Below are 22,618 nucleotides of genomic sequence, written 5' to 3'. Positions count from 1 at the left end.
ATAGCCAAAGGCCGGGAATTGGAGCGGGGAATCATGACTGTATCCCTGGTGCTAGTTGTGCTCATCCGAGCTGTCTTCGGAGTTGCCTTCACCGACGCGCCCATGATCCTGCCCGTTGAGATGCTTACCGCTGCCATTCATACCGTCATCCTTGGCTGCTTCGGTTTCGTTATGGTGGCCGCTATGCTTTGATACTTCACGCGCAAGCTCTTCGGGATTGACGGATATCTGCACTACATCCATCTCACGCCCATCCAGATCCACTACGAGCATGCCCATGTGGTCGCCCTCGGGCCGCACGAAGATCAGGCTCTGGTCGCCGCCGCTTCTGCTGGTCTCGCGAACGATGCGCTGCCATCCCTTGCCCGCACGCTGCGTTACCAGGGTGTTCAGTTCGTCGCCATCGACGGCGGAATCAAAGTGCTCAAATTCCGCTACATGTATTCCCTTCACGTTGCCATGCGTCGAGATGCGCACAATTCCGCTCATCAATCCCATGAACGGAATCTGTGTCGCCTGGGTGTTATATCGCTGTTCGATTCCGTGTACTACGGCTTCAAATCCGCCGGCACTTCCACCTGCGGCCAGCACGATCATCGGAGCCATCACGGCCACCATTCCGCCAACAATCATCACTCCAAACCAGCGCTGTTTCATTTGCTCACATCCTTCTGCGCCTTCTTCACGGCGTCTTTCGGAATGCCAAACGTTCCGCCGAGGCTACTGATCTTGTCTATGTCGATCGGTCCCAGAATCAGCACCAGCGACAGCTCTTTTGCCTCAGCGTCCAGAACAAACAGCCCCTGCATCTGCCCATTTACCAGCTTCACGAAAACATCCGTGCCTTCGGCAACTCCCTTGGTTCGTTCATGCACCATCGGAGACCAGTCGGAGTGCTCGAAATACTTTCGCAATCCGTCGAGCTCCTCGGCGGTATATGAGTGATCCTTGTCGAACTCATACTCCCGCACATAGACGCCCTTCAGGTTTTGGATCATGTCGTGGGCAGCTTTGTCGTCCTTATCGCCGTTCTTGTCGTCCATGAATTTCGCCGCAAACGCCAGCATGTTTTTATCCAGGGTTACCTCGGTTGTGTGTATTGCACGCGATGCCAGCGACTTCTCAATCGGCGAAGGAGCGGGCAACTCATCCTGCCCGTACACACTTGCTGCACCCAGAATTCCAACTGCCAAAACCCCCACCCAGATCCCCATCTTTTTCATTCTCGTCTTCATCCCGGTCTTCTTCATTTCGGTCCTCTTTCCAGCGTCAAAAAATGTGTTTTGAAGGGGCGTGGTTTAGCCGCGCCATAAAGCAGTGAAAACAACCGGGGCATTCGCCGCCGGGGCTCACTGATCGTCGTCCGTCAACCGTGCATTCACTCGATTCAGCGTTTTGTTTGTGATCTTCAGCGCAAGCATTACCTGTTCTCGCGCTGCCTCGCCCTTATGCCGCTCGTCCACCTGGTGATAGACCAGGGCTCCGCCGACCATCGCTGCCAGCACAAGGGAAGCCGTAACCCGCTGCATCATCCATTGCCAGCCATGCCGCTTCTGCCGGCGTTCCCTGGCCAGCGCCAGCACGCGTTGTTTCATCCCCACGGGAGCGGCGCGATGCTGCAGTGCAAATCGCAGTTTCTGCTCGAACTCTTCAATCTCATGCTGCTCGATTTTTCGATCCCTGCGTTCCTTTTTCTCGTTCTTTTCCTGTCGCTCGTTATGTTCCACGGACATACTCCTTCAGGTAATTGCTGGCTCGCAGCCGCAGCAGCTTCAAACCTCTCTGCAACTGGCTCTTTATCGTCGCTACCGGAGCCTTCAACGTCGCTGCAATTTCCTCCGGCGTCAGGTCTTCCTGGTAGCGAAGAATCAGCGCCGCCCGCTGTGATTCCGGCAAACTTGCCATCAATTCCTCAATGCGCATGGACATTGCAGATCCTTCATCGGATTCGACCAGCCCATGCCGTTCCTCAAGTTCAACCCAGAAGCCTTCATCCCATCCAGGCTCCCTCGTGTTCCTGCGTCGCAGCGCATCCGTCGAGCGATGCACTGTAACCTTTCGCAGCCAGAAGCGCACATGATCGGCAGAGCTAAGCTTACGAAGATTGCGGTCCAGTTCAAGGAGCACATCCTGCGCCACCTCTTCGGCCATTCCGCGATCGCCTGTCATTCGCCATGCCAACGAAAAAACCATCGACTGGTGCTCGTCTACGAGTTGCTCGAAGTCCGGCTGCCAGCTCAATTGCTCTCTCATGCGCCTCTACTTTCTTATCCGCAGCAAATTTCCCGTGAGGATGCAAGGCCATACGCATTTGAGAAAAATAATGTTCGCGAGGTGGAGAATGGAGGAGTGGCTATGGATTTGCGGCCGGATTTGAAATGCACACAGCCGTGTTTTTTAGACAGAGCAAAAAAGCTCTTCAGGCAAGAGAAAAACAGCTTGAGCCTATGACTAAAGTCCCGTTGCCGAAGAAGTTTCCGTACCAGAAACTCATTTGACTTTTGCCAAAAAACGGAGCACAAATTGGCATTTCGAGACTCATGGGATTTCCACATATACCCCAACATATAGTTGTTGCTCCAGCCGCCGATCCACGATATAGTCGATTTACTTCACGGTGGCTGATCACGAGCCGTTTCCATGACCAGCATGAAAAAAGGGAAGCCGGCGAACTTCCGGAACTGCCCCGCATCGGTAAGCAGGAACGATAGCTCCGACTCAGTACCCAGCTCTTTTCGAGTTGGGAAGTCGCTGTTTTCAGGTTGCCTGCAAGTCCGAATACCTGCCGAGAAGGATGCCGAAGGGCATATGAGCAACACACGCCTCCGAGGGGAGGATCGGGTGATCCGCACGAGTCCGCCGTTCTATCGCCGACTTCTGTCCGTACCCGTGACCAATCCTCCCCGGCGCCCAATTTAAACCCCGATTTTGTACGAATGAAACTCGTTGCAAGAATCCTGAACCCAAGGAAAGGACCATTCCCCAAAATGGCCACGATTGAATCTGCTCTCTCAGCCTCGCTCCACCAGTCGTCGCTATCTGACCTCGACCCGAATTTTCCTCCAGCCGACCCAACTCCCCAGATGCAGGTCCGCAAGCGCAACGGCGGCCTCGAACCCGTTGATGTCAACAAGATCGTCCGCGCTGTCGAGCGCTGCTGCCACGGTCTTCCTCACGTCGATCCGATCCGCGTCGCCAGCAAGACTATCGGTGGCCTCTTCGACGGAGCCAGCACCCGCGAACTCGATTCCATTTCGATCCAGACCGCAGCCTCTCTGATTGCCGAGGAGCCGGAATACTCGCGCCTGGCTGCACGTCTACTCCTCGCGACCATCTCGAAGGAAGTTGCCGGGCAGAATATCTACTCCTTTTCGCAGTCGGTCGAGATTGGCAGCCGCGAGGGCGTCGTCTCCAAGGAAGCATGGGAGTTCGTTAACGCCAATGCGCGCAAGCTGAACTCGGCCATCGATGACCGCCTATCCGACCGCTTTGAGTACTTCGGCCTGCGCACTGTTTACGACAGGTACCTGCTTCGTCACCCAATCACCCGCCAGGTCACGGAGACGCCGCAGTACTTTTTCATGCGCGTTGCTGCCGGGCTTTCCACACGCGTGAATGAAGCTGTGGATTTCTACAATCTCCTCGCCTCGCACGATTATCTGCCCAGCTCGCCGACGCTCTTCAATAGCGGCACGAAGCACAGCCAGATGTCGAGCTGCTACCTCATCGACTCGCCGCTCGATTCGCTTGATTCGATTTATGACGTCTATAAACAGATTGCATTGCTGTCGAAGTTCTCCGGCGGCATCGGCCTTGCTTTCCATCGCATTCGCAGCGAAGGTTCGCTGATCCGCGCCACCAATGGTCTTTCAAACGGCATCGTTCCCTGGCTGCGTACGCTGGATGCGTCCGTTGCCGCAGTCAATCAGGGCGGCAAGCGCAAGGGTGCTGCCTGCGTTTATCTCGAGCCCTGGCATGCCGATGTCGAGTCCTTCCTTGAGATGCGCGATAACACCGGCGATGCAGCACGCCGCACCTACAATCTCAATCTCGCTAACTGGATTCCCGATCTCTTTATGCGCCGCTCCGATGAGGACGGCATGTGGTCGCTCTTCGATCCCAAGGACGTGCCGCAGCTCACCGACCTCTATGGTGAAGCCTTTGAAAAGGCCTACATTGAGGCCGAACAGAAACAGCTCTACAAGCGCCAGATCAAGGCCCGCGACCTCTACGCCCGCATGATGCGTACGCTTGCCGAGACCGGCAATGGCTGGATGGTCTTCAAGGATGCCTGCAACATAAAGTGCAACCAGACCGGCCATCCCGGCAACACGGTGCATCTCTCTAATCTCTGCACCGAGATCACCGAGGTTACGTCGCACGAAGAGACAGCCGTCTGCAATCTCGGCAGCATCAACCTTGGCCGTCACCTGACGGATGGCAAGTTCGATTTCGATAAGCTTGCGGCCACAGTTCGCCACGCTGTACCTATGCTCGACCGCGTCATCGACATTAACTACTACCCGGTTTCGCAGGCTGCCGTATCGAACTCGCGCTGGCGTCCAGTGGGCCTTGGCGTCATGGGCCTTCAAGATGTCTTCTTCCAACTGCGCTGGGCCTTTGACTCGATAGAAGCCCGCGAGCTCTCAGCCAAGATCCAGGAAGAGATTTATTTCCACGCTATCTCGGCCTCGTGCGATCTGGCCGAGAAAGATGGACCGCATGCGGCCTTCAACGAAACTCGCGCCGCGCATGGTGAATTCCAGTTCGATCTCTGGGGCGTTACGCCAAAGGACACTGCGCGCTGGGATGCTCTGCGTCTTCGCATGAAGACTGTGGGCATGCGCAACTCGCTCATGATCGCCATTGCACCGACTGCAACCATTGCGTCCATCGTGGGCTGCTATGAGTGCATCGAGCCGCAGATTTCCAACATGTTCAAGCGCGAGACATTGTCGGGCGAGTTCATGCAGATCAACAAGTACCTCGTGAACGAACTCAAGGCCCTCGGCCTGTGGTCTGAAGAGATGCGCACCCGCATCAAGCTTGCCGAAGGCTCCATTCAGAAAATCGATGAGATCACCGACGAACTCAAATTGATTTACCGCACCGTGTGGGAAGTTCCCATGCGTTCGCTCATCGACATGGCCGCCGATCGCGGAGCTTTTATCGACCAGAGCCAATCGCTGAACCTCTTCGCTGAATCGCCCAATATCGGTCGTCTCAGCAGCATGTATATGTATGCATGGAAGAAGGGAATCAAGACCACTTACTACCTGCGTTCGAGACCTGCAACAAAAATTGCCAAGACCACAGTAGCCATAGCCAACCGCGCAGTCGATACGATCCAAGCTGTAGCCTGCTCGTTAGACAATCCTGAGTCCTGCGAAGCCTGCCAGTAAATTGCAGCAAATGCGGATGTCCCAGGTCTGATCTTCAGACCTGGGCTTCATCTCGATGAAATCTCGCACTATACCTGCCGCCAACAAAAGAATTTGGAGTCACAATGTCCAGCAAATCCCCGACGTCCATCCTTGATCCAGGCCTCTCGCTGACCCTGCGTCCTATGCAATACCCGGTCTTCTTTGACATGTTCAAAGACGGTATCAAGAACACGTGGACGGTTGAAGAAGTCGACTTCTCCACTGATCTCGTCGATCTTCGCTCGCGCCTCACGCCTGCGGAGATTCACCTGATCCAGCGCCTTGTTGCCTTCTTTGCCACGGGCGATTCGATCGTGTCGAACAACCTGGTGCTCAATCTCTACAAACACATCAACTCGCCGGAAGCGCGCCTTTACCTTTCGCGCCAGCTTTTTGAAGAGGCCGTTCACGTCCAGTTTTACCTGACCCTGCTGGATAATTATGTGCCTGACCCTGAAGCTCGCGCCGCTGCCTTCGCCGCTGTCGAAAACATCCCGAGCATCAGCAAAAAAGCAGACTTCTGCATGAAGTGGATGGACTCCATCCAGAAACTCGACGAACTCCGCACCCCTGAGGAGCAGAAGCAATTCCTTTTGAATCTCGTTTGCTTCGCTGGATGCATTGAGGGCCTCTTCTTCTTTGCCGCCTTCGCTTATGTCTATTTTCTGCGCAGCCGTGGCCTGCTTAACGGTCTTGCTGCCGGTACCAACTGGGTTTTCCGCGACGAGAGCTGCCACCTTGAGTTTGCTTTCGAGGTCGTCAACATCGTTCGCAGCCAGCATCCAGAGCTGTTCGATGCAGAGCTCGAAGCCAGTATCGTCACCATGATGCGCGAGGCCGTTGAATGCGAGCTTCAGTTCGCGGAAGATCTACTTTCCGGCGGAGTCGCTGGCCTGTCGGTTCGCGACATGCGTCAGTATCTCGAATACGTCGCCGACTCTCGCGTAGTGCGCCTGGGTATGCCTGCAATCTTCGGCAGCAAAAATCCATTCGCCTTCATGGAGCTGCAGGATGTGCAGGAGCTCACCAACTTCTTCGAACGCCGCGTCTCTGCTTACCAGGTAGCAGTCGCCGGTGAAGTTGGCTTCCAACACGAAGACTTCTAACTGGCTACATTCTTGAGCTGATTCCCTTGGTGGAGTGATCGAACAGCTCGGGTACGGAATGGAATGCGATTCGCGTGGGCGCCGCCTTCAATGCTGCCAGCATGGCGGCAGGCGCCACCGTGCTCAGCCCGTATTTGTGGTTGAGTCCGTCCATCGCTGCTGAAAGCCGCAACCGTTCTTCGCTGCCATCCTGCGCGTCAAAGAGCGTCAGGGTGTGCAGCTCATTCGGCACAAGGTCTGCGAGCACCACGCTTATAAAAAACGGCTTCTGATGCTGTGGACCTTGTGGCCGTTCATCCCACAGCTTACGAAGCGCCCCGATGAGCGTTGCATTATCCTGGCACTCCAGCAGCCGCAGTTCATGGCTCCAGCTTTCAGACCGGCTGGGTCCAAATGGGGAAGAGCCTCGGATGCGCCCTTCGCCGACAAAGGCTATCGTTATGCCGATGCGGTTCGTCCAAAGCCCCTCGTCCCTCATTCGCATCGCGGCCCGATGCAGCAGTTTAAGCGCGACGGACCAGGCGCTTTCCGGATTACGCAATACGGGCGCCAGCACATGCTGATGACCCACCGACTTCGGATGCTCGTTTTCCTCCAGGTCGAAGTCGTCGCCGCGAAGCCAGTGCCATAGTCGCTCGCCCCATACGGAGCCCCAAAGCTCTCCGGTCTGTTCGCGGCCATGCTCTCCGTCGAGAACGTGCAACAAGTCCGCCATCGATTGAATGCCTTTGTCGTTCAATCTCTTCTCGGTTCGCGCTCCTACTCCAGGCAGGGCGCGCAAATCGAGCGTGAGTAAAGCGTCGTGCAAAATATCCGGGGTCAGCGCCACCAGCCCGTCGGGCTTCTCCATATTGCTGGCAATCTTTGCCAGAAAGCGATTGGGAGCCAATCCCACCGAGCAGCGCAGAGTGCTGCCGACCTGCTTGCGAATGGCATCTTTGACTCGCATTCCCAGGTCCATCGCAGTCAACACGGGTCGCTCGCAACCGATCAACCGGCAGGCCATTTCGTCGACGGAGAGAATCGCGGTAACCGGGATGCAGCTTTGTACGGCTGCCACGATCCGGTGGTGGTATTCGGTGTAGAGCTCATGCCGCCCCTCCACCAGCACAATATCCGGGCAGAGCTGCTTCGCCTCTTTCACCATCGTTCCGGTCTTGACTCCGCGATATTTGGCCTCATAGCTCGCGGCGATGCAGCATGTGGTATCCACAAGCGAAGGCACCACCGCTACGGGGCGATTACGCAGCTCGGGGCGCACCTCCTGCTCGACGGAGGCGAAATAAGAGTTCAAATCGAGAAAAAGCCAGTTCACCTCAGGAGCGGGGGTGGTCGATACAGAGGCGGGAGGCGCGTTTGCAGTCGTGGTCATGGCGGATACTCCACCTGATTATTTTCGCCATTTATTCGCCTTTGTGCAATTAGATTCTCTCTCCCACGCAACTACAACTTTTGTCCACGCGTCTAAATACTCAGTAGGGGAATCCAATGCTACACTTGACGCGACGGCGGTTCCATGACAAATTGTTCGTCTACGCGTCAAAGCAGGTATAACCGGAAGAAAATTTATCGGAATTGGCTCGATAAAGTTCCGTTCGATAAGGGTTAGCAATATGCATTCACTCGCACACACCTTATTTTCGTTTGGGACGCTACTCGCAGTGCTTATCACTGTCGGGGTAGCCGTATTACTTTTTTGCTGCCTGAGCTGCTCAAGCTGTGGGTGCAAAGAGAAGGACGAACTGTTCCGCCGCAAATCGGCCTAGGCTGCAGGCAGTATCTCTCTGCCGCTACCCCTTCGCCGAATCGGTTTTGCTCGCCCTCTAATTTTTGTCGTGCGCAATTGGCGTAAGGCCCAGAGATTTTAGACTTCTTCTTCCACTGGATTCAGGACGCGGAATCGTTCGCTTTTCGCAGCTTCGAGCAAACGCGCGTCGGAGCTGACGAAGACAACTTCCATCCCTTGGAACATCTCCCGCGCCACGACTGCGGCGCCAAGCTGGAGTGCCTCTACCGATCGCAGTTCGCGCCGGTCGAGCAGTTGCCGCGCTGCTTCCAGCACGGCTGGATTCAGGGGCTGCTGCACCATGCGAGCTGCTTCCAGCCGCAAAATCCCTCGCGCCGATTCTCCATCCGAAGGTGAAATCTGGCCTGCGCGCTCACGTCGCTTCAGAGCCGCATACACCTCCAGCGGAGTGCCAGCCGAGATCAGCTTCCGGTTATCCTCTGTAGCTTCCATCAGCCGAATAATTGCGTCCGTCCCGGCTTCCTGTACGAACAATTTCATAAAAGCTGTGGAATCAAGGAAATAACAGCTCACAGGTTCCCCCGGTCGTCATCCTCTTCGTCCAAAGTTGAGACCAGCCCATCACCCTGGACTGCCACTGGACGAAACCGCTGTGCTTCGTCTGGGACATCTGCTTCGGCCCTGTTCAGCCGAATTGTTGTCGTCGGATAAGCAGGTGTTTTGGGATTGGGAATCTTGCTCGTCAGCACTACACCGCGCTGAATCGCCTCGGCGAGAATGAGTTGCCGTGACTCCGGATGCTGATTCCAGCTAAATGCCTTGCGCGGCAAAAATGAGTCCCGGAACCACTTCAGAGCGATAAATGCATGGCCGCCGCGCTCCGCTTCGGCCAGAGTGGCGCAGAGTTCCTTGATGCGCTCGTCCACATCTGCAGGAAGGCCGCCGCTGTTGCCGTCCACATCCTCTATATCGTCGAAGGTGGCTGCTGCCGCTCGGGCTGCGCGAGCCCTGGGCTGCGGAGCTGGACGTTCGTCCTCGCCGTCATCGCTTCCATCGATCCGCTCAAAATAGATTCGAACCTCATCCTCTTCCGGTGTCCAGCTCGTGGCATCGGCATTGCGCCGTTTGCTGCGGCCATTTTCGCCACAGAGCTCTACGATCGCCTGGTATCCCGGAGGTGCCAGAAAGCGCAGGGCAGGAACCAATCCCGGGTCGGTGGAAAAAGATAGTTCTTCGAGAGCCTCTTCAATCATTTCTTCAGCCTCAGGAATTGTGAGGTTAGTTGGTTCTTCTTCCACTGGAACATTTTTTGCGGCTTTCATTGGTCATCTCCTAAGTTTTAGTACGGGCAAACCACCGCCAGCGATTTGCGTTGCTTCTCGATATGTTCCCCAGAGATATCCCGGAAATGCTCTTCAAAGAGCCTTTCATTGCCGGATGCATAACATTGGGGCTGCTGTAGCGGCGTAATAAGGACTAGCCTTAAATTTTTACCTTTCGTTTCAATCCACCCACCAGCTTGGCCGGGTGCATCCTTGCGTCATAGCTAAAATGAAAAATTTCCGAGTCTGTCAGCCCGGATTCGCTCTGTCTGCGAGGGTTCTATCTTGTTCTTGTCGCAGACGAATGGGATCTCGCAGAATAGGTGCGGTGCAGATTTATCGCAACAACACTTTAAAATGTTTTCAGCGAATTGCCCTCGTTAGATTGCAGATTCATACCCAAGGGGCAAAGATTCTCAATCTGACGACCGCCTCCGGCCAAATAAATTCAATACAGCTAATCGGGCCCTACGGGGGATTTACACAAGTAGTCTAACGCGAGCAGAGCTCTATGTGCTTCAAAAAATTATGGAAACGGTATTCAATCCATTTCAATGAGAAGCAAAAGCGGTATTTTGGATATCGTCAAACTAATTTGGGATTAACCCAATTTGGTTTCAAGATTTCCTGCGGTACTCTTTTCACCATGGAGAATTCGGAGGATTGCTCACATCAGTCCAGCTTGCCGCGAGGCCACGTCCGTACAATAGGAAGTATGCCTCGTCCAAGAACACAGATGAGTCGCCGCCTGAAACTGGTTCCAGCCCTTTTGTTGCCCTTCCTTGTTTCGGTGGCAGCTTTTGCCCAATCCCAGGCTTTTGACCTTTCTGGTCCTAAGGTCGATGTTCACGTTCAACGTGCAGGCAAGACTCTTCCTATTGCTCAGGTCCCGAATCTTCTGCCTGGCGATCGTCTTTGGATTCATCCCGATCTCCCCGATAGTCAGTCCACTCACTTAATTCTTGTTGTCGCTTTTCTTCGCGGAGCCACCAATCCGCCGCCGCCCGATTGGTTTCGCCGTGTCGAAACCTGGACCCGCGAAGTTCGCGAAGAGGGTGTCTTTGTCGTTGTGCCCGCCGAAGCGCAACAGGCCCTGATCTTTCTCGCTCCCGAAACCGGTGGCGATTTCAGCACCCTTCGTAACGCTGTCCGCGGACGCCCTGGAGCATTCGTTCGCGCGACCCAGGATTTGCAATTGGCGAGTTGGGATCGCTTGCGCCTCAATGCCTATCTTGCCGAGATCAAGGCGATTTCGCAGGAAGACCCAAAGGATCTTAAGGAGCACACCAGCCTCGCGGCGCGCAGCCTCGGTATGCGTCTCGAACAGCAGTGCTTCGACAAACCGTCCGACCAGCAGGCGCCCTGCCTTGTGCAGCATACGGACGGCCTGGTGCTTGACGATGCAGGCATTCAGTCCCACGTTACCCAGATCACCAATGGCTCGGCTGCCGATCTCATGAACCAGCTCAGCTATTCCACGTTGGGCGGCGCTGGCCAGTTCAGTCCGTATGTGGGAGCGATTGTCGATCTTGCTCGTATCCTCAGCACCTTCCACACCGCCAAATACCAGTACATTCCGGCACTGGCCCTGCCGCAGAAAGAGCAGCCGGATACCCTAAATCTGCGTCTCAACGTGCCGCCGTCCTTCCGCGATCCCAAGTCAGTCATCGTGGTTGCGTTGCCGCCAATCGGACCTTCGCACCCGCCCGATCTGCGCCCCATCGATCCGGCTCAGAACTATTGCGCGCCCAAGCCGAAATTGGCGCTTGCTGTCGATGACGCACCCCTGGTTTTCGGCACGGATATGGCCCACGATCTTTATCTGCATATCGAGACGAAGGCTAAATTCGTGACGACTCCAGAGTCGAATCAGCTCATCACTCCGTCGGCCACGGACGCGAAAATGGCCAAGCCCACGGCGGCCAGCGTTACCGGAGCAGCCCCTGCTCCAGCCGAATCCGGCATCGATATTCCGGTTCGAGCCGATCCTCGCGAAGGCGGCCTGGTTCTTGAAAAGCCGCTTCCGGCTTTCCCTGAAAATGAAGTTGTCGGCGAACTCCGCGGCCAATGGGGCTTCGACACCATGAGTGGCCCGAAGTTCCGTCTCGTCGCACCTCACTCCGGCGCTTGGAGCGTTCCCTCCTCTGACCACAACGCCCTGATTATTGGCCGTGACGATACACTTCGCCTGGAAGGCGCGAGCAGCCTTTGCGTCTCGGATGTCGAGGCCCAGCTACCGCCGGCGCACGAGCCCCACGGTGAGCCCAAACCGATCAAGCTTACGTGGAAATCTCCCAAGCCTGAGCAACTCGAATTCTCAGTGCCGCTTAAGGAAGCGAATCCCGGCATCGTTACCATCTCCGTTCACCAGTACGGACTGGCTAAGCCCGATCAGCTCTCCCTGCGCGCCTATGCCGAAGCTGCTTCGATCGACCACCTCACCCTCAGCGCCGGAGATAAATCTGCCGTTCTCAAGGGCAAGCGTCTGGATGAAGTCGAGTCGGCTGATCTTGCGGGCATTGGCTTCAACCCGGCAGCTTTGAACCGCGTTCAGGACTTTGACCAGCTTGAAATGACCGCAACCGGTCTGACGGGCACGCTGCAGCCTGGCAGCAGCTACACCGCCAAAGTCAGCCTGCGGGATGGGCGCGAATTGCGCGTTCCTGCCACTGTGGGCTCACCTCGTCCGCAAATTGACCTGCTAAGTAAAGGCGTTCAGCACGACCAGTCCGAGGCCGATGGGACCACGATTCTGCCTGTGCATCTGGGGAGTACGAACGATCTGCCCCTGCAACGCAGGCTGGTTTTCTTTCTGCGCTCACGCATGCCAGCGGCTTTTCCACGAACGGAAAAGATCGAACTCGGCGCAGTCGATGGCAGCTTTCAAACCACGCTCTCGCTCTCAGACGGCAGCCTCATGCTTGAGGATGCTCACACCGCCGTCGCCGTGATCGATCCGCTTACTCGTTTCGGATCTTCTGCCTTTGGCCCATTGCAGATGCGTGCTGTCAGCGCGGACGGCATCACCGGCGATTGGATTCCGCTTGGAACTTTAGTGCGACTGCCTGGCTTTAACGGCGCGCCTGGCTCCAAAGATCTGCGCTGCCCGCGCAGCACTACCAAGCCCTGCCAGCTTTCCGGCTCCAACCTGTTCCTGATCACTGCGATCAGTGCGAATCCGGATATGTCCAATGCCATCGATGTTCCGGCCGAGTTTAGCGGAACCGCTCTGACCATTCCTAACGTTACCCGCACGGGAACCAACGGCACGCTTTACCTCAGCCTTCGCGATGACCCTAGCACGGTACAGACATTGACTCTGCCTATCGCGCAGCAGCCTGGGCAAACTGGTCAGACGGCTCAGACGGGGGCGCAGGCCTCTCCAGCCGCGGACTCGCTGGACGACAAGGCTACTCCGCAGGAATCGAAGGCTGAAACGAAGCCCGCCGATGCGAATTCGAGTGATGCGAAATCGAGCGACGCGAAACCAAGCGATGCCAAGCCGAAGGCGAAGTCAGACAGCGACACCCAAAGTTCGAGCCCAAATTAGATCAGGAATAAAAATCAGCTCTCTGCCACATCTATTGGGCGGGAGCATGCGAAGCGCATATATAGAAATGTACGGTTGCCGGGAGACGAGGCGTATTCTGCGCCTTGCAACCGGCAAGCTCAAAGCCGGCAAGCTCTAGTGGTGTGAAGAGTCCTCGTCCTTGCCTGTGAGCGTCGCAGTCAGAATGCAGCTCAGAAACACCACCGCCAGCAGCGGCACAACAAAAAATGGCGAGTAGAGAATATGCATGACGAAAATTCCTCAGAACAAGCCTAGCACGAAGCATGAACCATCGTTACGTTCAGCCACGACTCTTATCGCAAATGGATGTAATTTGCGGCAATTCAAACCAGCCGGAGATGCGATCTGGAGAGACCGATTCTATATCCACCTATATGTTCCACGTAGAACATTCCCAAAACTCAAAATATTCTACGTGGAACGTGACTGAAACTACCGGGCGGACAATCCAATCTGCACTTGCCCGAGCCGTTTTGCGGTTGTAGCCGGGGTGCCACTGATCTCGGCATAAGGCAAATCTACTGTCGTATGTGTGGTTGGCTGGAGTAAGTACTGCTTACCTTTAGTTACTGGAAAGCTCAATACTGAGGCAGCTTTCAATGTAAGTACGGGCTGCTTCCCGGACAGGATCGTTACAGCGGAATCGGGCCACGGATTGCGAATCTGTATCTTGCCATTTTCGCCGGACTCGATAACTACAGTTTCCGTTTTGCCGCTGTGAATCTGGACGCCGACTTTGGTGTCCCCGCGAACGGAGACTTGCCCGTCCACATCCCAGTTATGCGGAAAGGATGGATTGACGCGGATTAAACCGTCATAATCCTGCACCAATGCTTCCTGGAGCGCGGCGGCGGTTACGCCTTCCTGCTCTATGTAGAATTCGCCGTTGGTGCCACCCCAGTTGGCGAATCCATTGATGAACTGCTGATATTGTTCGGTTAATTTGACCAGCGTAGATTCAACTTCGTCCGGTAACTGGAGACGGGCAGCCTGGATGGGATCATAACTCCAATCCTGATTAACCGGGTAAGGGCGGTGTTCGTAAGTGCGCCTGGCAACCGCGAAGAGTGGCGAGTTATCGCTGATTAAATCATAGGGCCAGACGGGTTCCAGTCCGATGTTTTCTACGTTGTGGTTTTCGGACGCGGGTTGATAGGAAACAGCGATAACATCGTCGCTGTTATCCGCGGATGAAATCAGAAGTGTTTTGGGAGTTATGGCTTCGGTGCGCGGCAGTTCGGGGACTTTGGGGAGTTCCGATTGCAGTTGTGTGACTAAGTCAGCGTCGATGCCCAGCTTTTTAGCGGCGGCTATGTTGGCTGCGAAGAGCGCCTTTCTAGCAGATACATCGGTGGTTGGATCGGTCTGGTCCCACATAGTTTCGTGAGCGTTGGATGGGGTTGTATGCGTAAGTCCGTCCTGCCCTGGAGTCGCATAGGAGAGTAAGAAGCGGGTAGCTTCGCGCATCACTGGATAGTTATGTTTGAGGAACTCCAGGTCGTTGGTTGCGAGATATTGCTGCCATATCCAGAGAGATACTTCCGCGCCGGTTGAGATGGTGCGCGCGTTGTAATAGGGCTTGGAATCGGCGGCACAATTCAGGGCGACGATCGGGGTTGGGTCGTCCCACTCTTCGTATTCGTAGCCGGGACCATTGAAGCGCATGGTTTCTGGAATGCAGATTCCTGGCTTGCCGTTCATGTGCAGCTTTGTCCAGGCTTCGATGCTTTCGAGGTTTGAGCGATACAGATTGAAGTAGGGCAGATTCTGTTCCGGCACACCGGCGGAGATATTGGCTGCGACCATCATGCGCAGGTTCCAGTGCCAAAAGGCGGCTGGGTCCCAGTGATGGGTTGAGACGGAGGAGAAGAGGTCGGCGATGCCTGCCTGGGTACCGGGATATTCGCTGCGGCTCTGGGCTGCGGAGGCAAACAGATACAAGGTCCGCAGGTTTTCCATGTATTCGCCGACGCCGTCGGAGGAGGTTATTTTCATGAAATCAGCGTGGTGCCAGTAGGTGTGCCACCATTCGCGGTTCTGGGTTACGGCTTGCTCGTTTTTGGGAACCTGGCTGAGGCTCTTTGCTGCAACTTTGGCTGCCGGGCCTGAGTTGCCGTCGAAGTGAGGACCTGCAACGAGAATGCGGAAGTGTCCGTCGGGATAGGGCTGGAAGGTTATGGCGACGGTATTTGCCGCAGAGACTTTGGCGGTTACGCTACGTGCGTCGGCAGTGACGGCGGCAAGAGTGCCGAAGCTGCGATCGGAATGGCCGGGCTGTTTATTGTCCAGCCAGGAATCGGAAAGGATCGCGATTGAGCCAGCAATCTCTGCTTTAGGGGTGCGCTCCGACGGCAGGTGAAGTGTTGCGGTCTGGAGTTTTGCGGGGTCGGCGCCGGTAACGTCGATGATAAGGTTATCGCTGCCTGGCTCAACGTATGTCGTTGCCTTCATGCCTGCGCCCTGCTCGTGAAACTCCGCGTTATAGAGGTCGAGACGCCCGGAGTAATCGGGTGCGTTGGCGAGTGCGGCAAGGCCGGGGAGGGTGAGCTGGGCGAGTGCGAGCCGGTTCGGAAGTGTATCGACGCGATTGAGCTGGATCGTAAGAGCATCAGTAGGGCCATTAGTAAGCCCACCGGGGGACCAGATGGCTACGCCGAGGCGTCCGTTGCCGAGGGGAATGGCCTGATTCGCGAGGCGATTGGGCTGCGCGAGGACGATGTCGGAGCGGCCGATGATGCCGGGGTAGTCAACGTGAAGGGAACTGTCGCGCCAGGCGGTGGTTTGGGATTGTGCGAGTGCGGCGGTGGAAAAAATGGCGATTAGGATGAGCTTGGGTGTGAGTGGCACAGTTTTCTCCCGAGGGATGAGTTTACCAAGCTGGGTGAACGCAATGCGCGGGGCTTAAGGCTGTCTCTTCTCATTGGATCTTTTGTCAAAGGGCAGAAGGCGTCGCTTCCTTCGGGTCTCCGCTTAGCGAAGGGCGACGGGTTTTAACTATCCGAATGCTTTGGCGGATGGGATACTGCTTGCAATACCTATGACGATCATCCTGCTGGTTGTGTTGGCTTTTATTGCCCTGGGGGCCTGGATCTCCTTGCGAGATCAGGTGAAGACGCTGCGTGATGAATTCTCGATAACAGTTGCGCGGGCAGAGGAGCGGCTGAATCGAGTAGAGGGTCGTTTGCGTGATCTGGAAGCGATGCAGGCGAACGCGCAAGCAACTACATCTACGATTATTTCTGGAGAAGAGCAGGGAGCTTCGACGGCGCCGACTTCATCAACTCCATCTGCATCTGTAGCGGATGTTGCGGTACCTGTCGTGCCACCGTTGCCAGTTGAGGAAACGGGGTTGGCTGCGAGAGTCGCGGCGGATATTGGGGCATCGCGACTTGTGATGGATGCACCTGTTGCGAGCAGTTCACAGCCATCTACAAGTGGTTCGCAGCCACCTACAAGCAGTTCACGACTATCGAGTACGCCTGAACCAAGCAGGGCAGAATCAAGCGGGGCTGCGCAACCGACGGTGTTTGCATCGTCCACATTTGAGATGAAGCCTGCTGCGCAGGCGGAGCACAAGCCTGGTCTGGAGGAGCGGCTTGGAGGAAATTGGCTGAACAAGCTGGGCGTTGCGCTACTTGTGATTGGGCTGGCGTTTTTTCTGGCGCTTCGATTGAAGACGATGGGGCCGGGCGGGAAGGTGCTGACCGGATTTGCGATTGGATTTGCAATGCTGGCGGGTGGCGTATGGCTGGAGCGCAGCAAGCAGGCATATCGCATCTTTGCACGTGCGGGGATTGGTGGCGGGTGGGCGCTGGTCTTCTTTACGACGTATGCCATGCACCATCTTGCGGAGGCGCGGGTGATCGATTCAGTGGTGATCGACCTGATCCTGATGCTGGTGGTGGCGGCGGGGATGGTGGCGCATTCGCTGCTATATAAATCGCAAACGGTGACAGGGCTGGCGTTTGGGTTGGCGTTTGCGACGGTGGCGGCGAGCCATCTTGAATCCGCGAATGGCACTGTAGTTTTCAGCCTCTGGGCCAGTGCGTTGCTGGCGGTTGCGCTGGTGGTTGTGACGACGAAGCGGCACTGGGCATGGCTGGAACAGGCGGGGCTGGTGGCGGTGTATGCGAGCCATTTCTTGTGGCTTTCGCTGGTGCGGGCGCCGATGAGTGCCGGCGGGCAGTTTGCGCTGTTCTGGCCGTCGACCGCGCTGATCCTGTTTTATTGGGTGCTCTTTCGCGCGGCCTACCTGCTGCGCAAGCCGCTGGATGCGGCGGAGGATCGCATATCCAGCCTGTCGGCGGTGTTGAATGCGGCGGGCGTGCTGGGGTTATTGAAGTATCAATCGGTGCACCCGGAGTGGACGTTCCGGGCGCTGCTGGCGATGGGGCTTATTGAACTTGCGCTCGGTGTCTGGGCGCGGGGGAGACGGCGCTCGGCGTTTGTGGTGCTGACTACGGTCGCGACGGTGCTGCTGGTGGCAGCGGTTCCGTACAAGTTCCACGGGGTGAGCTGGCCGGTGCTGTGGCTGGTGGAGGCGCAGGTACTTGCGGTGTGCGGCTTGCGGTTGGGGGAGCCGGTGTTTCGGCGGCTTGGGCTGCTGGCGGGGTTTGCAGCGGGAGGCGTGCTGGCGGTGGAAGAAGTGTTTCCGCTGTTGGGCGCGAGTTCAGGGAATCATACTGCTGTTGCTGTAGGGTTGGCGCTGGCGGCGGTGTTGTATTGGGTGCATGGCGAGGTGTATCCGCGGCGCTGGCCGGATGCAATTGCGAATGAGATTGAGTTGCGGGCGTTATTGCTCACGAGCTGGCTTGGCCTGGCAGCAGCAGCGGCTGCGTTGTGGGTGATACTGCCTGCGAGCTGGGTTGCGATTGGCTGGCTTGGCCTGGTGGTGGCGCTAGGTGTTGCCGCGGATTGGAAACGCGTGGTCTCGCTTGCGTTGCAGGCGGATGTGCTGGCTTTGTTCGGAATTGGCGAGCTGGTTTTCCAGGATTTGATTGACGCTCCGCATGGGGTGATTCGAGTGCCGGCGGCGGTGGGAATTGTGCTGCTGTATGCAGGGATGCGGCGACGAGTTGTGCCTGGGGGGGTGCGGTCTTATGTTGCGGCTGGGTACTCGTGGGCGGCTTCACTGTTGCTGATTCTCTGGATTGGCCTGGTGGTGGATGAGGCTTGGCTGGCGTTGGCGTGGGTAGCACCGGCGATTGCGCTGTTCGAGATCGGGCGTTATTGCAGGAAAGTTTTTTTGCGTTGGCAGGGATTTGCGGCGATGGTGCCTGCGTGTGCGGTTTTGCTGGTGCACTGGACGGAGCACATCTTTAGTCTGACTGGTGCGCATGGCTGGTTTTCGGTGGGGTGGCGCGATGTGGTTTCGATGCTGTCTGTCACGGCGCTGGTGTATTGGCTGCAGGAGCGGACACGTGGGAACGTTGGACCGGGTGAGCGGCGCGTGGGGTTGGCCGCCGGGGTCATGGGAACGCTGATTGTTGCAGGATGGCTGCCGCTGCTGGTGCCTTCCTGGGGCATGTCTGAGTCGGCGGCGATTGTGGATGCGGCGTGGGCAGTTGGGTTGCTGGGGATTGCGCTGCTGGTGCGGCGTGAGGCTTTCCAGGTACATGGAATCCTGATTGCGCTGGGTGTGGGTCTGTATGGAATTTCGCTGGTGGCACTGACAGGTCAGGCGCAGGGCGGATTGCCGTGGTGGCAGGGAAATCTGTTTCGCATGGGGCTGGCTGCGGCGATTTTGCTGGGCGGGCTGGGGTTTGCTTTTCGACTCAGGAAGCTGGATGGCTGGAGTGTGTGGCCGGAGTTTGCCAGGTGGCCGGAGCAGTGGTTTTTCTTTGTGGCGTTTGGGCTGATGATTGTGACGCTGGCGGTTGAGCTGCGCATGGGAATGTGGACGCTGGGATGGAGTTTGCTGGGAGTCGGAGCGTTTGTGTTTGCGCTGCTGGTGGGGGAACGGAGTTTTCGGCTGGGCGGGTTGGCTCTGCTGCTGGTGAGCGTGGTGAAGGTGCTGCTGATAGATGTATGGGCGTTGAATCCTGCGGATCGATATACGACGTTGATCGGGATGGGCTGTGCGTTGCTGCTTGTTTCGTTTTTGTATACGCGGTTTCGCGAGGTTTTTCGCCGGTATTTATAGCGGCGGATTATGCGCTTTTGAAGATAGTGCCACTGTCTCCAGATAATTCAGAACGGCGCTTTCGGTGATTGGCCGCGCGTGATAGCCGATGTATCCGTCGGGGCGAACTATGTAGCCGGTATTGATGCCGGGCGCGTAGGCAGAGGCGAATTCATTGTTCCTGTCTATCAAAATTGTCGCTCCGATTGCATCAAATCTCTCGGTGCCGGGGGAGCAGATCGCTACGAGGCGGCATTTTGGGCCTGGGGTCATTTTCAGTTTTTGCGCCAGGCTCTCAACCAATTCAGCCTGTCCCGGTGCTGAGAATTGGCCTACGTATAAGAGCAACACGTGATCGATGCCGCGCGTTATATCGAACAGCCGGAATGGGGCGCGAATGTTTTCGCGATGCAGTCCATAACAGTCGGGTGCTCGATCGCCGGCTTGAATCGGCAGGTTCTCCAATGCTTCGCTGACATCGTTTTTTGACAGAGTGCTGCCGCGATAGTTCAAGAGGATTTGAGTATCGGCGAGGCGCTCTTGCTGTGAAGCTTCTTTGCGTCCGAACTGTTCCGATTGCGTTCGTGTTCTGGAGACTACGTCGGCTCCAACGGGGCGGCGCTCGGCTTCATAGGTATCGAGTAATTCCGGCGAGGTGTTTCCCTTGAGGACGAGAGCCATCTTCCAGGCGAGATTGTATGCGTCCTGTATGCCGGTGTTCATGCCCTGGCCACCGGTTGGCGGATGGATATGGGCAGCATCGCCGGCGATGAAGCCGCGCCCTGTTCGATAGCGCGATGCCAGCCTCATGCTGATGCGAAAGAGGGAAGACCATCGCAGATCGGACAAGGAGGTTTTTGTGGGCAGGAGGCGATCCGCTACGGTTTGCAGCTGCTCAAGGGATGGGGTTTCCCGTTCGGCCTGCAAGCCGTGCGCGGATTCTGAGTTGCCGAATGTATTGGACGGGGCAAGCATGGAAACCCGGAAGCGATTGCGCTCGGGGAGTGGAATTGCGATGAAGAAATCCGGAGGCCCATTTTCATTGGTGTTGATCGATCGCAGCATCATGCCCCTGGGCAGGTCGCAGTCGAGTAGAACATCACCCAGCATGAAGTCGATGGGGAAATGATCTCCTTCAAAAGTGATCGCGAGCAGACGACGTACTGCGCTGTGAGCGCCGTCGCAGCCAACGATATATTGAAAGGCCGCGCTCTCAGTGGAGCCATCGGAATGCGTTAGCTGGGCTGTGATTCCCTCGCTGTCTTGCTCAAGAGATACGAGAGTGACTGGCCGTTCTACGGGAATATTGAAGCGAGACAAGTGTTCGGTTAGAACGCGCTCTGTCTCGGGTTGGGGAATGCCGAGTGGTCCGTAGGGAAGGTCGGAATAGTCGATCTTTATGTCGCGGGCGGGAGATTGATTGACGATCGAGCGGGTACTGCGGAGCCACAGGCCTGCGTCGATCAGTGGCTGGACGATGCCCATGTCGTCCCACACCTCAAGCGTGCGGGGAGTGACGCCGATCGCGCGGCAGTAGGGAAGCGGGTTTGCCAGGCGATCGATAATGCGGCAGGGGACGCCATGACGAGCAAGTTCGGCGGCCATGGTTAGACCGACAGGACCTGCGCCGACGACAAGAACATCCGGCATACAATTTGCACCTTTTGAGCAACGACAGTCTAGCTTAGCGGCTCGGTTGCCGCTACAAAATTGTGGTTTGTGGCGACGGTTTGAATTTACAGCCAGCTTGGGTTGCTTCTGTTTTGAGCGCTTACGGTTTACTCTTCCTGCAAAGATTTGTATTGGGAAAGGGGTCGCTATGAGGATCAGATTTGGGTTGCGGATGGCTATTGTTACCGGGGCGGTGTTGCTGGCGGGATCGGGGCTTGGGGCACAATCGTCTGGTTCTTCTGCAGGCAGGTGGAGTGCGGAGAGGGCAAATGCCTGGTATGCGAAGCAGCCGTGGCTGGTGGGTGCCAACTATGTGCCTTCCGATGCGATCAACCAGTTGGAGATGTTTCAGGCGGCTACCTGGAATCCGAAACTGAATGATAAGGAGCTGGGGTTGGCGGAGAGCATCGGGATGAATACGGTCCGGGTGTTTTTACAGGACCAGTTGTGGGAACAGGATCCGGATGGATTCAAGAAGCGGTTAGATGAATTTTTGAGTATCGCAGCGCGGCATCATATACGTCCGATGCTGGTGTTGTTCGATTCATGCTGGGAGAGCGATCCGAAGCTGGGGCCGCAGCATCCTCCGATACCGGGAGTGCATAACTCGGGATGGGTGCAGAGTCCGGGAGCAAAGGGGCTGACGGATCCGTCGTACGAGCCGAAGCTGGCGGCGTATGTGCGTGGAGTAGTGGGCGCGTTTGCGAAGGACGATCGCATCCTGGCCTGGGATATCTGGAATGAGCCGGACAATGGCAATGGTTCTGCAAAAGAGCCGAAGAACAAGGCGGAGTTAGTGGATGCCTTGCTGCCGAAGGCCTTTGCATGGGCTCGCGAGGAGAATCCGGTGCAGCCGCTGACGAGTGGAGTGTGGAATGGGGACTGGAGCAATGTGGAGAAGGAGACCGCGACGACGAAGATACAGTTGGCGGAGTCGGACGTGATCAGCTTCCACAGTTATGCGTGGCCGGAGGGGTTTGAGGCGCGAATCAAGGAGCTGCTGCCGCTGGGCAGGCCGATTCTATGCTCGGAATACATGGCGCGTGGTGCGGGAAGCACGTTCGACACGAGCCTGCCGATTGCGAAGAAATATCATGTGGGCGCTATCAACTGGGGGCTGGTGAATGGGAAGACGCAGACGAATCTGCCGTGGGATTCGTGGACACGGCCCTATACGCTGGCGCAGCCGACGATCTGGTTTCACGATGTGTTCTATACGGATGGGCGGCCTTACCGGCAATATGAGGTGGACTTGATTCGTGAGCTTACGGGGCGGGGTACGGCCGCGAGATGAAAATAGCGTGCCGAGAATTGGTCGATCAGGAGTATGTCGATGTGAGCAGGCGGCGATACAATTAGCATGTAACCGTTGCTGATTCCGCTGGATTTGTTCGTGGTGGGTTTGGCTTTACGTTGATATTCAATATTCGCGGAAACGATTCTTACAACTTTCACATCGGGTGTGTGGCATCGAATTGCAGGCAAGGTCCTGATGAGATAGGACTTGCTGTTTCCGGCGGGAATCGTTCGGGGCGGACGATTGAGGATTTAATGGCCGGGGATATGCATCTTCGCAGGCTGCTCATCCGTCTCAGCTTATGTGGCGCTGGCCTAGAAACCAGTGATCGGGCGAAAATTGCCTCCAAGTTCTCCATCG

At 56.5% G+C, this 22,618-nt stretch carries 14 protein-coding genes and 1 riboswitch; of the genes, 5 read left to right on the top strand and 9 right to left on the bottom strand.

Annotated features, from left to right (window positions below):
- Nucleotides 1–51: 51 nt before the first annotated feature.
- The 4 genes from OHL19_RS00625 to OHL19_RS00610 all read right to left on the bottom strand — a co-directional run bounded on the left by OHL19_RS00625 (nt 52) and on the right by OHL19_RS00610 (nt 2,253).
- Nucleotides 52–657: a hypothetical protein gene (locus tag OHL19_RS00625; protein WP_263355642.1), complete on the bottom strand. Its 606-nt coding sequence runs from the start codon at nt 655–657 to the stop codon at nt 52–54.
- Nucleotides 654–1,235 (bottom strand): DUF4252 domain-containing protein, encoded by a 582-nt coding sequence (locus OHL19_RS00620; protein WP_263355641.1) that lies wholly within the window; start codon nt 1,233–1,235, stop codon nt 654–656. Before OHL19_RS00620 ends, OHL19_RS00625 begins: the two co-directional genes overlap by 4 nt.
- A gap of 114 nt (nt 1,236–1,349) precedes the next feature.
- Nucleotides 1,350–1,727 carry a hypothetical protein gene (locus OHL19_RS00615; RefSeq protein WP_263355640.1) on the bottom strand — a complete coding sequence of 126 codons (378 nt, stop codon included), beginning with the start codon at nt 1,725–1,727 and terminating at the stop codon, nt 1,350–1,352.
- On the bottom strand, nt 1,717–2,253 hold the full coding sequence (locus OHL19_RS00610) for an RNA polymerase sigma factor (protein WP_263355639.1): 537 nt from the start codon (nt 2,251–2,253) through the stop codon (nt 1,717–1,719). The genes OHL19_RS00615 and OHL19_RS00610 overlap by 11 nt, the downstream gene beginning before the upstream one ends.
- A 345-nt stretch (nt 2,254–2,598) precedes the next feature.
- Nucleotides 2,599–2,804: riboswitch (cobalamin riboswitch) on the top strand.
- 183 nt (nt 2,805–2,987) lie between these two features.
- Here OHL19_RS00610 and OHL19_RS00605 point away from each other — a divergent pair.
- The gene (locus tag OHL19_RS00605) at nt 2,988–5,402 is read left to right on the top strand and encodes a ribonucleoside-diphosphate reductase subunit alpha (protein WP_263355638.1); all 2,415 of its coding nucleotides are present in this window, start codon (nt 2,988–2,990) and stop codon (nt 5,400–5,402) included.
- A 104-nt stretch (nt 5,403–5,506) separates the two neighbouring features.
- Nucleotides 5,507–6,529 carry a ribonucleotide-diphosphate reductase subunit beta gene (locus OHL19_RS00600; protein WP_263355637.1) on the top strand — a complete coding sequence of 341 codons (1,023 nt, stop codon included), beginning with the start codon at nt 5,507–5,509 and terminating at the stop codon, nt 6,527–6,529.
- 4 nt (nt 6,530–6,533) lie between these two features.
- Here OHL19_RS00600 and OHL19_RS00595 read toward each other — a convergent pair whose 3' ends face one another.
- The 3 genes from OHL19_RS00595 to OHL19_RS00585 all read right to left on the bottom strand — a co-directional run bounded on the left by OHL19_RS00595 (nt 6,534) and on the right by OHL19_RS00585 (nt 9,598).
- Nucleotides 6,534–7,901, bottom strand: coding sequence for a DNA polymerase Y family protein (locus tag OHL19_RS00595; protein ID WP_263355636.1), 1,368 nt, complete (start codon nt 7,899–7,901; stop codon nt 6,534–6,536).
- Between the two features lie 492 nt (nt 7,902–8,393).
- Nucleotides 8,394–8,849, bottom strand: coding sequence for a type II toxin-antitoxin system VapC family toxin (locus OHL19_RS00590; protein ID WP_263355635.1), 456 nt, complete (start codon nt 8,847–8,849; stop codon nt 8,394–8,396).
- Complete coding sequence (locus tag OHL19_RS00585; protein WP_263355634.1) at nt 8,846–9,598, bottom strand: hypothetical protein; 753 nt, start codon at nt 9,596–9,598, stop codon at nt 8,846–8,848. The genes OHL19_RS00590 and OHL19_RS00585 overlap by 4 nt, the downstream gene beginning before the upstream one ends.
- A gap of 736 nt (nt 9,599–10,334) precedes the next feature.
- Between OHL19_RS00585 and OHL19_RS00580 the strand changes: the two genes are divergently transcribed.
- Nucleotides 10,335–13,148 carry a hypothetical protein gene (locus tag OHL19_RS00580; protein WP_263355633.1) on the top strand — a complete coding sequence of 938 codons (2,814 nt, stop codon included), beginning with the start codon at nt 10,335–10,337 and terminating at the stop codon, nt 13,146–13,148.
- A gap of 453 nt (nt 13,149–13,601) precedes the next feature.
- Here OHL19_RS00580 and OHL19_RS00575 read toward each other — a convergent pair whose 3' ends face one another.
- Nucleotides 13,602–16,016 (bottom strand): glycoside hydrolase family 95 protein, encoded by a 2,415-nt coding sequence (locus OHL19_RS00575; protein WP_263355632.1) that lies wholly within the window; start codon nt 16,014–16,016, stop codon nt 13,602–13,604.
- 190 nt (nt 16,017–16,206) lie between these two features.
- Between OHL19_RS00575 and OHL19_RS00570 the strand changes: the two genes are divergently transcribed.
- Nucleotides 16,207–19,311, top strand: coding sequence for a DUF2339 domain-containing protein (locus OHL19_RS00570; RefSeq protein ID WP_263355631.1), 3,105 nt, complete (start codon nt 16,207–16,209; stop codon nt 19,309–19,311).
- Here OHL19_RS00570 and OHL19_RS00565 read toward each other — a convergent pair.
- On the bottom strand, nt 19,306–20,940 hold the full coding sequence (locus OHL19_RS00565; RefSeq protein ID WP_263355630.1) for an FAD-dependent monooxygenase: 1,635 nt from the start codon (nt 20,938–20,940) through the stop codon (nt 19,306–19,308). The two genes, OHL19_RS00570 and OHL19_RS00565, sit on opposite strands and share 6 nt — an antisense overlap.
- 169 nt (nt 20,941–21,109) lie before the next feature.
- On the opposite strand from OHL19_RS00565, the gene OHL19_RS00560 reads away from it, so the two are divergent.
- On the top strand, nt 21,110–22,255 hold the full coding sequence (locus OHL19_RS00560; protein WP_263355629.1) for a glycoside hydrolase family 5 protein: 1,146 nt from the start codon (nt 21,110–21,112) through the stop codon (nt 22,253–22,255).
- Nucleotides 22,256–22,618 lie beyond the last annotated feature (363 nt).

Source organism: Acidicapsa ligni (genome assembly GCF_025685655.1).
Classification (GTDB): Bacteria; Acidobacteriota; Terriglobia; order Terriglobales; family Acidobacteriaceae; genus Acidicapsa; species Acidicapsa ligni.
This window is presented reverse-complemented; position numbering and strand designations above follow the sequence as displayed.